Genomic DNA, 14,177 nt, shown 5'->3' with positions numbered 1-14,177 from the left:
GAATCGGCATGCTGGTGCTCGGCCTGAACGGCAACCTGTCCGCCGCGGGCGCCGACGTGGTGCCCGGCCTGTCGGAGCTGTACCTGCACGACGCCGCTGCCTGCCTCGTACGCGACGGCGAGCTCGTCGCCGCCGTGGAGGAGGAGCGCCTCAACCGCATCAAGAAGACGACGAAGTTCCCCGCCGCCGCGATCCGCGAGTGTCTCGACATCGCGGGCGCCACACCGCATGACGTCGACGCCGTCGGCTACTACTTCCCCGAGTCCTTTGTAGACGGAATTCTGCACCGGCTCTACCTGGAACGGCCCGGCGTGCCGGTGCGGTACTCGCGGGAGCTGATCCACGAGCGCCTGCGCGCCGACCTCGGGTGGGAGCTCGGCGACGCCGATCTGCGTTACGTGCCACACCATCTCGCGCACGGCCTGTCGACGTACGTCCGGTCGGGCATGGACGAGGCGCTGGTCGTCATCATGGACGGCGCCGGCGAGCGGGGCTCGATCACGATCTTCCACGGCCGTGGTCCCGAGCTGACGGAGCTGTGCACGTACCCGATCCGCTCCTCGCTCGGCCTGTTCTACCTCGACGGCACGCGGCTGCTCGGCTACGGGTTCGGCGACGAGTACAAGGTCATGGGCCTGGCGCCGCACGGCGACCCGGGCGTGTACCGCGGGATCTTCGAGACGCTCTACACGCTGGCGCCAGACGGTCGGTACGAGCTGAGCGCGGGCATGCCGGTGATCAACCGGCTGGCGGAGGCGTTCCACGCGGCCGGCATTCCGCCGCGCCGCAAGGGCGAGCCGTTCAGCCAGGTGCACCAGGACATCGCCGCCGCGCTGCAGGAGACCACCGAGAAGATCGCGATGCACGTGCTGCGGCACTGGGCGCGGGCGACGGGCCTGCACCGGCTCGCGTTCGGCGGCGGCGTCGCGCACAACTCCACCCTCAACGGCCGCATCCTCGCCTCCGGACTGTTCGACGAGGTGTTCGTCCACCCGGCCTCGCACGACGCGGGTTCCAGCGAGGGTGCGGCGCTGGCCGTCGCGTGGGAACGCGGCGACCGCGCGTGGCCGCAACCCCGGCTGCGCAGCGCGAGCCTGGGCCCCGGCCTCGGCGACCCGGAGCCCGTGCTCAAGGCGTGGAGCGCACTCGTCGACTTCGAACGCCCCGACGACATCATCGACACCACCGCCCGGCTGCTCGCCGACGGCAACGTCGTCGGCTGGGCACACGGCCGTTCGGAGTTCGGCCCGCGCGCACTCGGCAACCGCAGCATCCTCGCCGACCCGCGGCCCGCGTCGAACCGCACCCGCATCAACGCGATGGTGAAGAAACGCGAGAGCTTCCGGCCGTTCGCGCCGGTGGTGACGGCCGAGGCCGCCGCGGACTGGTTCGACCTGCCCGATGCGGTCGGCTACCACGACTTCATGTCGTTCGTGGTGCCGGTCCGCGGCTCTTCGCTGGGCGCGGTCACGCATGTCGACGGCAGCGCTCGCGTCCAGGTCGTTTCGGCGGGGTCGCGGTTTCACCGGCTGGTCGCGCGGTTCGGCGAGCTCACCGGAACCCCGGTGCTGCTCAACACTTCGTTCAACAACAACGCCGAGCCGATCGTGCAGTCCATTTCGGACGTTCTCACCTGCTTTCTCACGACCGACCTCGACGTGCTCGTGGTCGAGGACTGGGTGGTGCGCAAGCGTTCACTTCCGTCGTTGGCGGACTTTGTGCTGGAGTTCCGTCCGGTCACCAAGCTGGTGCGGTGCGGATCCGCCGCCGGGGTGACGTACGAGATCCATCTCGACTATGCCACCGGGCCGCGTGCCGAGGTGTCTCTTGGCATGTATGAGCTGCTCGCTCGCGCGGACGGTCGGACGTCGTTGGGGGAGCTCGGGTTCAGCTCTACGTTGCTTCCTGAGCTGATCGAGTTGTGGCAGCAGCGGTTCTTCGTGCTGCGGCCCCGGTGAAGCGGGCTGAGCGTCGCGCGCAGATTATTGGCGCGGCGACGCGTGCCTTCGCTGCCCGCGGTTACGCCGCCACCGGACTCGAGGATGTCGCCGCTGCCGCTGGTGTCACCCGCGCGTTGCTGTATCGGCACTTCTCGTCGAAGAGTGATCTGTACCGGGCGGTCCTGGCGCGCGCCCGTGCCCGTCTCGAAGGGCTGGACGGTGTTCCGGGGCTGGTGCCGGCGGCTGCCGCTGATCCGGACGGGTTCCGGGTGCTGTTCCGCCACGCCGTGTGGGAGGCGGAGTTCTCCGATGCGGTCGCCGGGCTGTTGCCCACGGTCACGTTCGAGGCCGTGCTCGCCTGGCTCGACGTCGGGCAGCCCGATCCAGATCAGGCGGCGGACCGGATCAGCCGGGTCGTGGCCGCAGTGGCAGCACTGCCGGTTCCGCCCACCTGACCTGGAAGAGCTCGGCTGATCCGAGAAGTGGCGCGTCTGGTGGGCAGCGCACTCGCAAGCACCGCAGCGCCCTGCCCCCAGAACACCGCGCCATCGCCGCGGACAACATCACGACCGCGCCAATGACCTCTCAACGCGCACCGGGACGTTGCGGTCTCCCGCTAGTCCCGGAGCGTGGCGTGCTTGGGGGCGTAGTCGTCGACGTAGGTCTGCCCGCTCAACTCCCGGATCCGCGCCATGATCTCGTCGGTAGCCTCGCGCAGCACCGCGTGGTCCGGCTCCTTGCCCGCGAACCGCGAAAAGTCCATCGGCGCGCCGAACTTCACGGTGATCTCGTGACCGGGCCGCGGGCGGGGCGCCCCGATGGGCTGAGCCTTGTCGGTGCCGTGCAGGCCGACCGGGATGACCGGCGCGCCCGTGGCGAACGCGAGCCGGACGGCCCCGGTCTTGCCCTTGTAGAGCCGGCCGTCCGGCGAGCGGGTGCCCTCCGGGAAGATGCCGAACAGCTCACCGGAGCGGATCAGCTCCTCGGCCTGGTCGAGACCGGCCCGCGCCGCCGCGCCGCCGACGCGTTCGACGGGGATCTGGCCCACGGCGCGCATGAACTTCGCGGTGAAGGCGCCCTTGAGGCCGGTGCCGCGGAAGTACTCGGCCTTCGCCATGAAGAACACCTTCCGCGGGCACACCGCGGGCAGGAACAGGTGGTCCGACACCGAGAGGTGGTTCGCGGCGACGATCGCGCCGCCGGTGCGCGGCAGGTGCTCAACGCCTTCGGCGCGCAACGTCCAAAGAGCACGCAGGGTGGGCACCGCGACGATCCGCAGCGCCGAGTACGCGAGTGACAAGCCGATCCCTTCCTAGACCTCGAACATCCGCCAGAAGTCCTCGAGCCACACCAGCACGTCGCGCATGACGTAGTGGTTCTGGCACGGACGGAGGGCGGCCAGCAGGAACGACTTCTGCCCCTCGGTGGCCGGCCCCATGATCGTGATCCGGTGATCGACGACGCCGTCGGATCGTACGGGATGAAATCTGTCCGACAGGTTCAGGCCACCCGGTGTGAACGTGCCGTTCTTCCACAGCGTGACGGTGCCCGCGGCGAGCATGGCGCGGTACAGCGGCAACGCGTCGCGACGTGGGTCGAACGGGTGAACCCGCGCGTCGACCAGGGTGTCGACCGGCCGGCGGAACCCCGTGCGCGGGCCGACGACCTGGAAGCGCCCGGACTCGAGCGCGACGCGGGCGTCCGGCCCGGCACCGACATCGAGGATTCCGTGCTCGATCAGCGCCCGGATCTTCTCCATGACGACCAGCGCGGCGCCGTTCGCCAGCCGGTTGTGGTGGCGGGTGTAGGTGCTCAGGAACACCCGGTGCGACGCCGGCGTCAGGCCGCCGTCATCCACGGCATACGACAGCACGGAACGCAGGTCGCGCCACACGCCGTCGGCCGCCGCCTTGTGGGGGTTGGCCAGGTTGCCCTCGGCCGCCCAGCGGTGATCGCGGCGCATGAACGCCAGCACGGCCTCACGATAGTTGTCCACATCGGACATCGGGTTTATGGTGTCGTGCCAGGAGAACCGCGGCGTCACGTCGACCGCTCGCTCCAGCGCGCCGAGCGGATCGGCCGGCCGTCCGTCGAGAAAGGCCTCATAGGACGGTCGAACCTCATCGACCGGCAGGGGACCGAGCAGCGTGGTGTAGTGCAGGTAGGCCATCTCCAGTCGCACGAGCGGCAGCACGTCGCGTTCGAAGTCGAGCTGCCGCACCTTGCCGCCGTCGTGCTCGACCGGCACACCGACGCTCTCCCGCAGCCGGTCGATCGCCTCGGTCGTGAGGAAGACACCCTTGTGCTCCAACCGGGCCGGGTCGGCCTCCTTGAAGTTCTCGGGCCGCGCATACGTGAACAGACCGGTCTGGCTGAACGCCACGACCGACGCGGGCTCAGCGCCGCTCGCGCGGTACACCAGCTCGCCGCCGACGCTCTCGAACCGGCCGCCGCGCCCCTCGGTCAGGTGCAGCGCCACGTCGATCGCGGTCAGGCCCATACCCGCGCAACCCACGACCGCGCCCTGGTCCACCGCAAGCGCCGTCTCCAGCGGGTATGCGGACGGCACATACGCGAGTCCGTTGCGGTGCGCGAACTCCGCCAGCCGCGCGGTCTCGGGGGAGCGCAGCGGGTCGTGGTGGGAGTGGCCGGTGAGCAGCAGCACGTGGTCGGCGGGGTAGGAGTCCCGCGGCGTGACCACGCGCAGGCCGCCCGCCTCCCGGACGACGTCGGTCACCTCCTCGGCGTGCAGGTGCACGGTCGCGTGCGCCCGCAGGTCCGCGACGAACTCGGCGAACATCTCGCGCAACGCCGTGCCGTGCACGTAGCGCTTGGGCCAGTCCTCCGGGCGCAGGTCGAAGTCCGGGTCGCCGGTCTCGGCGAACCGGCGCCGGCTCCACTCGTACAACGTCGGCCGCCGGCCGGGCGGGCGCAGCGGGCCCGCGTCCGTCACGGTCTCGTCCGCGCTGAAGCCGACCTGCCTGCTGATCCGGTTGAGGTAGCTGGTCTTCGACTGCCGCGCGCTGTGCACCTGCCCGGCGCCGAACTCGCCGCTCAGCTCGAAGATCCGCACCTCCAGATCCCGGCCACGCAGGCGGTCCGCGGTCGCGGAGAGCCGCTCCAGCGCATAGGTCGCGCGCGGCCCGCCACCGACGATCGCCAGGCGGAACGTCATCGTGCACCTCGCAACACATCGCCCAGCGTGTGGAGGAACCGATCGATGTCGGCCGCCGTCATGTCGCCCATGGTGGACAGCCGGAAGTACTCGGCCGCGAGGTGTTCCTGCGCCGCGTAGACGACGAAACCCGCCTCCCGCAGCCGGTCGTGCAGCTCGGGATAGCCAACACCGTCGGGCAGATGCACGGCGGTGAGCCCGGCGGCGCGGTGCTCGGGTGCCAGCAACAGCTTCAGTCCCAGGTCTTCCAGCCCGTCGCGCAACCGCCCGGCGAGCGCGCGGTACCGGGCGCCGCGGGCGGGCACGCCCTCGGCGAGCGCGAGGTCCAGCGCGACGTCGAACGCGTAGAAGGCCGGGACCGCCGGGGTGAACGCGGGGGACTCCGCCTCCTGCGCGCGGAAGTGCCGGTGCAGGTCGAGGTAGTAGCCACGGCCGCCACCGAGCCGCTCGAACTCCGCGCGGCGACCGGCGACGAACGCCAGGCCGGGTGCGCCCTCCAGGCACTTGTTGGCCGAGCCGGCGAGCCAGTCCACGTGCTCGAGGTCCAGGTCCTCGGCGCCGACGCTGCTCACGGCGTCGAGGATCAGCCGCCTGCCGTGCCGGTGCGCGATCTCAGCGACCGCGCGCACGTCGTTGAGCATGCCGCTGCTCGTCTCGTGCTGCACCAGGCCGACGTGGGTCAGGGACGGGTCGGCCAGCGCCCGGTCGACGGCGGCGAGGTCCACCGGGGTGGCCCAGCCCAGCTCCAGCCGGTGGCTCTTGATGCCGTACGCGGTGGCGATGTCGTGCATTCTTTGGCCGTAATGGCCGTTGTCGACGGTCAGCAGGCCGCCGTCCGCGGGGACGACGGAGGCGATCGCGGCCTCGACCGCCGAGGTGCCGGATCCGGTGAGCACCACCGAGGTGTGCCCGGCTGTACCGCCGCAGATCGCCGTGATCTTGGTGCGGACGCGGGACAGGAGCGCGCCGAACTCCGGTTCGCGGTGGCACATGTCCGGCCCGGCCAGGGCCTCGCGGACCCGTGGGTCGGTGGTCACGGGGCCGGGGTTCATCAGGACGAGGCGTTCGGTCATGAGGTCACCGCCCGGCGGAAGCGTTGCGCGGACGCGGGCGGGGCCAGCGCCGGACGGCCGAGCGACGGCGAGGACCCCGCCGAGATCCGGACGCGGATCAGCCGCGGACCGGGCGCCGGGCTCGCCACCGCTGCCTGGAGCGCGGCGGCGTCGGCCACGTCCGCGGTGCTGGCGTAGCCGCAAGCGGAGGCGATCGCGGCGAAGTCGACGGACGCCGACGTGGTCGCCTGCGCTCCGGTCGACTCGTAGGCCTCGTTGTCCAGCAGCACGTGCAGCAGGTTCGCCGGGCGGCGGTGGCCGATCGTGGCCATCGCCTCCAGCCGCATGAGCGCGGCACCGTCGCCGTCGAGCACGACGACCCGCCGGTCGGGCGCGCCCAGCGCGACGCCGAGCGCCACGCTGGAGGCGCAGCCCATCGAACCGACGACGTACAGGTTCTCCGGCCGGTCCCAGTCCCGCTCGAGCTCGCGCGCGGTCTTGCCGGTCGTGGCGACGACCAGCGCCCGCGGGCCGAGGCCGCCCATGACGTGCCGGATCGCCTCCTCCCGCAGCATCGTCCCCGTGCCGCGCGACGGCGAGGCCGGGCCGTCGCGATATGGCGCGACGGATCCCTTCGGGACGATGAACGCGAACGGCAGGCCCGTCGCCTCCATGTGCTCGGTCGCCACCGCCAGGCGTTCGGGCAGGGAGACCTCGCCGGGCAACGGCTCGTGCCGGATCTCCATGGCGGACAACAGGTCCGGGGTGATCCGGCCCATCAGCTCGTGCTGTGGCTCGTCCGGGCGGCCGGGTTCGCCGCGCCACGTCACCAGCAGCAGTACCGGGATGCGCAGCGTGTGGCACAGCGACGTGAGCGGGTTCACGGTGTTGCCCAGTCCGGAGTTCTGCAGGATCACCACCGGGCGCCGGCCCGCGAGCCGCGTGCCCGCCGCGATCGCGACGGCCTCGCCCTCGTTGGCCGCTGTCACGTACGTGCCGGTGTGACGGTCTTCCAGGCAGCTGATGACCGGCCCGAGGAACGAGCACGGCACGCCGGTGAACGGCCCGAAGCCGTTGTCCAGCAGCGCGTCCACCAGCACGGCCGGGTCGACGGCGGCCGTCACACTTCCAGCCTGCATCCGGCGAACCTACCTCCGGCCGGGGTGACGTGATGGCGATGTTTAGCCGGCCTTTAGCGGCGAACACGGTTGTGCGAAACCCCGCAACCCACCACGGCGGGCACGGCACACTGACCGGATGAGCACCACCACGAGCACCCGGCTGAGCAACCCCTGGTTCACGCTGGTCACCATCGCCATCGGCGCGATGATGGTGTCGCTCGACACCACGATCGTCACCGTGGCGCAGCCCGTGCTGCAGGCGGACCTCGGGGCGAGCCTCACCCAGATCCAGTGGATGACCAACGGGTACCTGCTCGCGCTCGCCACCCTCCTGATCACCGCGGGGAAGCTCGGCGACCGGTTCGGCCACCGCACCACCTACCTGGTGGGCACGGCGGGGTTCGTCGCCACCTCGGTCGCGATCGGGCTGTCGCACGACATCGGCTGGGTGCTCGTTTTCCGGGTCCTGCAAGGTGTTTTCGGCGCGGTCATGCAGCCCGCCACGCTCGGGCTGCTGCGCGCGGTGTTCCCGGTCGACCGGATGAACATGCCGATCGCGGTGCGCAGCAGCGTGATCGCCGCGTCCACCGCCGCGGGCCCGATCATCGGCGGCCTGCTCGCGCAGCACGTCAGCTGGCAGTCGGTGTTCTTCCTCAACGCGCCGCTCGGCCTGCTGGCGATCGTGCTGACGCTCCTCGTGGTACGCGACCGGGCCGACCAGCACGTCGCGCGACGTTTCGACGTGCTGGGCGTCTTTCTGTTGTGCGGGGCGCTGTTCACCCTGATCTGGGGACTCACCGCGGCGAGCGACCACGGCTGGACCAACGCGGGCACCGTGGCGACCCTCGGCGCGGCGGTCGTTCTCGGCACCTGGTTCGTGCTGTGGGAGGGGCGGGCGGCGGATCCGTTGATGCCGCCCGGTCTCTGGCGGTCGGCCCCGTTGTCGGCCGGGGTCGTGCTGATGATCACAATGGCGTTCACGATGTTCGGCGCGTCCTTCGTGTTCACGTTCTACCTGCAGAACGTGCTCGGGCTGTCGCCGTCGCGCAGCGGTGTCGTCGTGCTGCCGCTGACCGTGACGATGATCGTCGGCGCGCCGCTGGTCGCGTTGTGGATGAACCGCGTGGGCACGCGCATCCCGGTCGTCTGCGGCATGCTCGCGACCTCGGCGGCGACGTTCGGCATGGCACAGCTCGACGCGCGGTCGTCCGTGCTCCAGATCGGGCTGTGCTTCCTGGTGCTGGGCTTCGGTTTCAGCCCGGTGATGATCGGCGCCACCAAGAGCATCATCGGCAACGCTCCGCCCGAGTACGCCGGCGTCGCGGGTGGACTGCAGCAGACCGCGATGCAGGTGGGCGCGAGCCTCGGCACGTCCGCGCTGGGCGCGATCGTCGGGTCACGCGTCGACGCCGTGCTGCCGGGGCGGCTCGCGGAGGCGGGCGCTCCCACATTGCCCGACGCCTCCGACGCCGTGTCGGTCGGCCGGATCCCCGATGTCGCGGGGCTGCCCAGCGATGTCGCGGCGAAGGTCGCCGAGGCCGCGCATTCGTCGTTCGTCAGCGGTATGTCGCTCACGCTGACCGTCGCGTGCGTCGTGGGACTTGTCGGCGCGGCGGCCGGGCTGCTGACCAGGTCCGGGCGATAGCTCGGCTTTGTTCTGGATTAAGCGTCCGTCGGCACACTGAGACACATGGTTGATCAGCTGGGGGAGCCGGCGGGGCAGGACTCGCGCATCGGCACCTGTTCGGACTGGCTGAAAACCGAGCGCGCCCTGGCGCTGGCCGGTCGACGACGTCTCCGGGTTCTGGCCGACCATCTGGGACCACTTCGCCGTGCGTGCGGCGCGGCGGTCGAGCGGTCCGTCTCAAGTGGACGGTGTGTGGGCGCCCTGATGAACACGCGGGGGCTCACCGAGCTGGTGATTCTGGCGGTCGGGCCGGAGCTCGGCATGCTCGACGGCGAGCTCTATTCGCTGATGGTCGTCATGGCGGTCGTGACGATGATGATGACCGGTCCCGCGATGGCAATTCTGCTGCGGCGTTCCGGAGGCGGTATTGCGCAATTTGCTAACATCGATCCGGTCTTGATTCCGGCGAGAGGGCGTCGTCGTGAGCGACTTTTCCGTGCCGATCGATGACCGGTACTTCGAGGACTACGTGCCCGGTGCGAAATACGAGTTTGGCTCGGTGAAGGTCGACGAACAGCGCATCATCGAGTTCGCCGAGGAGTTCGACCCGCAGTCGTTCCACGTCGATGCCGAGGCCGCGGCGACCGGCCCGTTCGGCGGGCTGATCGCCAGCGGCTGGCACACGACCGCGCTGATGATGCGGCTGTTCGCGGACCACTACCTGTCGAAGAACGCGAGCCTCGGCGGACCGGGCGTCGACGAGCTGCGCTGGCTCGCGCCGGTGCGTCCCGGCGACGTGCTCGGTCTTCGCGTCACCGTGCTGGAGACGCGGCGGTCGGAGTCCAAGCCCGACCGCGGACTCGTCCGCACGCTCGCCGAGATGGTCAACCAGGACGATGTCGTCGTACTCCGGCTGACCGTCCTGAACTTCCTCAAGACCCGGTCATGACGCGTGCAGCAGCGATGGGTTGTCCAGCCACGCCGCCCTGGCGAGGATGGCCCGGTGCAGCTGCTGCACCCGCAGGCTGGGCTCCATGCCGAGCGACTCGACCAGCGTGGTCCGCGCCCGGTTGTAGATCTTGAGCGACTCGGCCGTGCGGCCGCTGCGGTACAGCGACAGCATCAGCAGGTAGTGCAGGTTCTCCCACATCGGGTGCTCGCTGATCAGCCCGTGCAGCTCGCTGATGATGGTGTTGTGCCTGCCCAGCGTCAGCTCCAGCTCGAACCGCCGTTCGTGCGCGACCATGCGCCGTTCGTCGAGCTGGCGGGCGAAGCTGTCCAGCACCGGCAGCGACCGCATGTCCGCGAGCGCGGGACCGGTCCACAGGTCCAAAGCCGCCTGCAGGAGCTCGGCGGCCTCCTCGGTCAGCCCGCTGGTCTCGGCCTGCCGCGCCCGCGCCATGAGTGAGTCGAAGTCACGCAGGTCGAGCTGGTGCGACCGCAGGTCGAACAAGTAGCCGGGAGGTTTGGTCTGCAGGTCGCTGGCCAGGTCCTCGTGATGCTTGCGCAGCTTGGAGATGTACACCTGCAACGCCGTGCCGGCGGTCCGCGGGGGAGCGCCGGACCAGAGCGCGTCGATGAGCGTGTCCGCGGAGACCACGCGCTCGGAGTTGACCGAGAGCAACGCGAGCAGTGAGCGCAGCTTCAACGCCCTCGGTGTGAGCGACCGTCCCTCGTCGGTCGCCAGCTCGAGCGGACCGAGTATTCGTACGTGCACCCCTTCGCCCCCTCTGTTGTGTCAAGCAGTGGTGACGGGGCGCGGAGGTCCGGCTCGCGCCGGAAGTCCAGCAAGTTACTCATCCCCAGAACACGTTCGCCGCCGGTTCCCCAACCGGCGTAAACGTGTGAACAACCCCCGAGCCCCAGGCGTCCGAGTCTGCTTGACGTGCGTAGCACAGTCAAGTCGGCCACGGTTGATTTGACATGGACTTGAGCCGGGTGTCCTTGTGTGGACAACAAGTCCTGTTTCGCTTTAGCCGTGCTTTAGTGGCGCTTTAGTTGACCTTTTCGGGTGGGCCAAATGTACAAATTAATGTACTTATGCGTGTCGTTTCTGAGCTGTTTCCGGAATGCTCGCACTTGTGTGTTGAGTTGAGCTCAACTTACACTGGCGCCCATGACACAGCAGTGGTCCGCCCGCGGCTCGGCGGCCAGGGAGCGGATCCTCGCGGCGGCGGCCGAGGAGATGGCCGAGACCGGCGACGTCGAGGTGGCCGCCGTGGCGCGGCGGGCCGGGGTGAGCGTCGGCCTGCCGTACCGCTACTTCGGCACCCGCAGCGGTCTGCTGAGCGCGATCATCTCGGCGTTCTACGACCGGCTCGAAGAGGCGGCCACCAACCGTGAGTTCGCCGGCGACACCTGGCACGAGCGCGAGCGAGCCCGCGTCATCGCCTGGGTCGACCATCTCTACGACGACCCGCTCTCCCCGGTCGTGCTCGGCCGGACGGCCGGCGACGCAGACGCCGCGGGCATCGAGATGCAACGCCTGCACGCGGCGATCCGGCGGGGCGCCCGCAACATCGCGCACGCCCAGCGCGACGGCGACCTGCCCGCCGACCGGGACCCCGAGATGCTCGTCGCCGCGATCCTCGGTGGTGTCCACACCGCGGTCGCGGTCGCACTGACCCGTTCACCCCGTCCGGACCGCGCCCTCGTAGCCGCCGAACTGTGGGCCTTCGTCGCCGGAGCCGCTGGTACGTCTGATACCGAGAGAGGGCGCCATGATCGATGACCACCCCCAGGTGCACCGGCTGGAGGACCTGTCCTCAGACCTCGCCCGCACCCACCGGGCGACCGGCGGCGCCGACCGCGACGTCGACCCCGCCCAGCTCGAAGCCGATCTCGCGTCGTTGATCGAACACGGCTACGTCATCCTGCCCGGACTGCTCAGCCCGGCCGAGTGCGCCGAACTCCGTGCGGAGATCGTCCCGCTGCTAGGGCGGACCGGGCGCAACGCGTTCGAAGGCCATCAGACGCAACGGATCTACAGCGTGCTGGAGAAGACCCGCGCCGTGGACCGTCTCGTGGACCACCCGCGGGTCCTGGCGCTGCTCGACCGGTTGCTGCTGCCCAACTACCTGCTCTCCCAGCTGCAGGTCATCAACATCCAGCCCGGTGAGGACGCCCAGCTGATGCACCCCGACGACGGCATGTACCCGGTGCCGCGCCCGCGCCCGGCGCTGTCGGCCGCGACCGTCTGGGCCATCGACGAGTTCACCGAGGACAACGGCGCCACCGTCATCCTGCCCGGCAGCCATCGCTGGCCCGACGGCCGATTCCCCGCTGACTCCGACGTGCGGATCAGTGCGGTCATGCCCGCTGGTTCGTGTGTGCTGTTCGTCGGCACGTTGTGGCACGGCGGCGGCGCCAACCGCAGCGGCGCGCCCCGGCTGGCGGCCACCGCGCAGTACTGCCAGCCGTGGCTGCGCACGCAGGAGGCGTTCACCTTGTCCACGAGCCGGGACGTCGTGCGCGCGGTGTCCGAGGACATCCGGCGGATGCTCGGTTACAGCATTCACCCGCCGTTCGTCGGCATGGTGGATGGCATGCACCCCAAGCGTTTGCTGGACGCGATGTCGTGAGTGGTTTCCGTCGCCATGGCGACGGAAACCACTCACGACGCATCAGGTCTGGGGGCACCCACCCGGCCGGTCTCACTGGGGGTCTGGCCGGGTGGGCGGCTCGGCTGGTTGCCCACCCGGCTGGTCACTGCGCGGTGTGGCCGGGTGGGCGGCTCTAGTTCTTCTTCATTCCCAACACGATCAGCGGCGTCAGGACGCCGACCAGCGCGATGCACGCGCCGACCGTGAACGACACGGCCATCCCGTCCACCAGCAACGGCCCGACCCGGCTCGTCACCGCCGCCTGCAAGGGCGCGGGCAGCTCGTTCGACGGCGTCAGCCGCCCGCTGCCGACCGCCTCGATCAGCTTGTCCCGCACCGGCGGTGGCAAGGGCAGCCCGGACAGCGCGCCGGGCAGACCGTCGCGGACGTGCTGCAGCGCCAGCGTTCCGGACAGCGCCACCCCGAGAACGCCGCCGATCTGCCGGAACGTCTGCGACACACCGGCCGCGACGCCGACGCGGTCCTGCTCCACCGACCCGAGCAGGGCGATGGTGGCCGGTCCCATCGCGAACGCGATGCCGAGGCCGAGCAGCACGAGCGCCCACCAGTAGGTGTCGTAGCCGCTGCCCACCTCCAGCCGCAGCAGCGCCAGCAGGCCGACGCCGGTGAGCAACGCGCCCAGCGCCGACAGGTAGGCGTAGCCGCGGCCGGCGCGATGTGCCAGACGGGGTGCGATCAGCGAACCCGCCGCGATCGTGACGCTCAACGCGAGGAACCGGACACCGGTCTCGGTCGCCGACAGGCCGTTGATCGACTGCAGGTACAGCGTCAGCAGGAACATCGCGCCGAACAACCCGTAGAACACCAGGAAGTTGACGGCACAGGCGAAGACCACGACGCGGTTGCGGAAGAAACCCAGTGGCAGCATGGGTTCCGCGCACCGCCACTCCCACCACAGGAACAGCACCGCCGCCACACCGGCGCCCGCGAACGACGCGAGCACCCGGCCCGCCGTCCAGCCGTCGGTGCTCGCCTGGATGAGGCCGTAGGTGAGCGCCGCGACCGCTCCCGCGAACAGCACCTGGCCGACCAGGTCGAGGTGCCGCGACTCGGTGGCCTTCGGCAGCGACGGCAACAGCAGCAGCGCGACGATGGACACGAGACCGATCGGGATGTTCAGCCAGAAGATGCTCGGCCAGTCGGCCTGTTCCACCAGCACGCCGCCCAGCACCGGCCCGGTGGCCAGGGCGAGGCCGCCGATGCCCGCCCACACGCTCACCGCGCGGGCACGTTCGCGCGGGCTGGAGTACATCGTGTGCACCAGCGCGAGGGACGTCGTGATCATCACCGAGCCGAAGGCGCCCTGCAGGAATCGGGACACCAGCAGCGCCTCGATGCTGGTCGAGAGCGCGCACGCCGCGGACGTGACCGTGAACCCGGCGAGACCGACGAGGAACACCCGGCCGCGGCCGAGAACGTCGCCGAGCCGGCCCGCGGTGAGCAGGAAGCAGGCGAACGTCAGCACGTAGCTGTCGAACACCCACTGCAGGCCGCTGACGCCGACGTCCAGGTCGCGCTGGATCTCCGGCAGCGCCACGTTCACGATCGTCGTGTCCAGGTAGACCATGAACAGGCCGAGGCACACGAAGACCAGTCGCAGTCCCCGCCGGGCGACAACAGGTTCGGTGGTCACGTCCAC

Annotated in this window: 13 protein-coding genes; 7 read left to right on the top strand and 6 right to left on the bottom strand. The window is 70.2% G+C overall.

Annotation, left to right across the window (positions count from 1 at the left end; genetic code table 11):
• Nucleotides 1-8 precede the first annotated feature (8 nt).
• Together QSK35_RS06990 and QSK35_RS06985 are read left to right on the top strand one after the other, a co-directional pair.
• Nucleotides 9-1,958, top strand: coding sequence for a carbamoyltransferase family protein (locus QSK35_RS06990; RefSeq protein ID WP_285743403.1), 1,950 nt, complete (start codon nucleotides 9-11; stop codon nucleotides 1,956-1,958).
• Nucleotides 1,955-2,395: a TetR family transcriptional regulator gene (locus tag QSK35_RS06985; RefSeq protein WP_285743401.1), complete on the top strand. Its 441-nt coding sequence runs from the start codon at nucleotides 1,955-1,957 to the stop codon at nucleotides 2,393-2,395. Before QSK35_RS06990 ends, QSK35_RS06985 begins: the two co-directional genes overlap by 4 nt.
• A gap of 161 nt (nucleotides 2,396-2,556) precedes the next feature.
• Here the strand turns inward: QSK35_RS06985 and QSK35_RS06980 are convergent, their stop codons facing one another.
• Genes QSK35_RS06980 through aepY form a run of 4 tightly spaced genes read right to left on the bottom strand, consistent with a single transcriptional unit; the run spans nucleotide 2,557 to nucleotide 7,306 of the window.
• Nucleotides 2,557-3,240: a lysophospholipid acyltransferase family protein gene (locus QSK35_RS06980; protein ID WP_285743399.1), complete on the bottom strand. Its 684-nt coding sequence runs from the start codon at nucleotides 3,238-3,240 to the stop codon at nucleotides 2,557-2,559.
• A gap of 12 nt (nucleotides 3,241-3,252) precedes the next feature.
• Nucleotides 3,253-5,115, bottom strand: coding sequence for an FAD/NAD(P)-binding protein (locus QSK35_RS06975; RefSeq protein ID WP_285743398.1), 1,863 nt, complete (start codon nucleotides 5,113-5,115; stop codon nucleotides 3,253-3,255).
• Nucleotides 5,112-6,188: a pyridoxal-phosphate-dependent aminotransferase family protein gene (locus tag QSK35_RS06970; protein ID WP_285743396.1), complete on the bottom strand. Its 1,077-nt coding sequence runs from the start codon at nucleotides 6,186-6,188 to the stop codon at nucleotides 5,112-5,114. Before QSK35_RS06970 ends, QSK35_RS06975 begins: the two co-directional genes overlap by 4 nt.
• Entirely contained in the window at nucleotides 6,185-7,306 is a 1,122-nt protein-coding gene (gene aepY / locus QSK35_RS06965) for a phosphonopyruvate decarboxylase (protein ID WP_285743394.1), read from the bottom strand. The genes QSK35_RS06970 and aepY overlap by 4 nt, the downstream gene beginning before the upstream one ends.
• A gap of 118 nt (nucleotides 7,307-7,424) precedes the next feature.
• On the opposite strand from aepY, the gene QSK35_RS06960 reads away from it, so the two are divergent.
• Genes QSK35_RS06960 through QSK35_RS06950 form a run of 3 tightly spaced genes read left to right on the top strand, consistent with a single transcriptional unit; the run spans nucleotide 7,425 to nucleotide 9,864 of the window.
• A complete protein-coding gene (locus QSK35_RS06960; protein WP_285743392.1) occupies nucleotides 7,425-8,933 on the top strand; it encodes a DHA2 family efflux MFS transporter permease subunit in 1,509 nt (502 codons plus the stop codon).
• 45 nt (nucleotides 8,934-8,978) lie between these two features.
• Nucleotides 8,979-9,425 carry a hypothetical protein gene (locus QSK35_RS06955; RefSeq protein ID WP_285743390.1) on the top strand — a complete coding sequence of 149 codons (447 nt, stop codon included), beginning with the start codon at nucleotides 8,979-8,981 and terminating at the stop codon, nucleotides 9,423-9,425.
• On the top strand, nucleotides 9,397-9,864 hold the full coding sequence (locus QSK35_RS06950; protein ID WP_285743388.1) for a MaoC family dehydratase: 468 nt from the start codon (nucleotides 9,397-9,399) through the stop codon (nucleotides 9,862-9,864). The genes QSK35_RS06955 and QSK35_RS06950 overlap by 29 nt, the downstream gene beginning before the upstream one ends.
• Here QSK35_RS06950 and QSK35_RS06945 read toward each other — a convergent pair.
• Entirely contained in the window at nucleotides 9,859-10,632 is a 774-nt protein-coding gene (locus QSK35_RS06945; RefSeq protein ID WP_285743387.1) for an AfsR/SARP family transcriptional regulator, read from the bottom strand. The genes QSK35_RS06950 and QSK35_RS06945 overlap by 6 nt on opposite strands.
• A 399-nt stretch (nucleotides 10,633-11,031) precedes the next feature.
• Here QSK35_RS06945 and QSK35_RS06940 point away from each other — a divergent pair, with 399 nt between their 5' ends.
• Both QSK35_RS06940 and QSK35_RS06935 read left to right on the top strand, forming a co-directional pair.
• Nucleotides 11,032-11,646, top strand: coding sequence for a TetR/AcrR family transcriptional regulator (locus tag QSK35_RS06940; RefSeq protein ID WP_285743386.1), 615 nt, complete (start codon nucleotides 11,032-11,034; stop codon nucleotides 11,644-11,646).
• Nucleotides 11,636-12,496, top strand: a complete 861-nt coding sequence (locus QSK35_RS06935; protein ID WP_285743385.1) for a phytanoyl-CoA dioxygenase family protein — start codon at nucleotides 11,636-11,638, stop codon at nucleotides 12,494-12,496. Before QSK35_RS06940 ends, QSK35_RS06935 begins: the two co-directional genes overlap by 11 nt.
• Before the next feature lie 154 nt (nucleotides 12,497-12,650).
• On the opposite strand, the gene QSK35_RS06930 is transcribed toward QSK35_RS06935, so the two are convergent.
• The gene (locus tag QSK35_RS06930) at nucleotides 12,651-14,177 is read right to left on the bottom strand and encodes an MFS transporter (protein ID WP_285743382.1); all 1,527 of its coding nucleotides are present in this window, start codon (nucleotides 14,175-14,177) and stop codon (nucleotides 12,651-12,653) included.

Source organism: Lentzea sp. NBRC 105346, from assembly GCF_030269605.1.
GTDB lineage: Bacteria > Actinomycetota > Actinomycetes > Mycobacteriales > Pseudonocardiaceae > Lentzea.
This window is presented reverse-complemented; position numbering and strand designations above follow the sequence as displayed.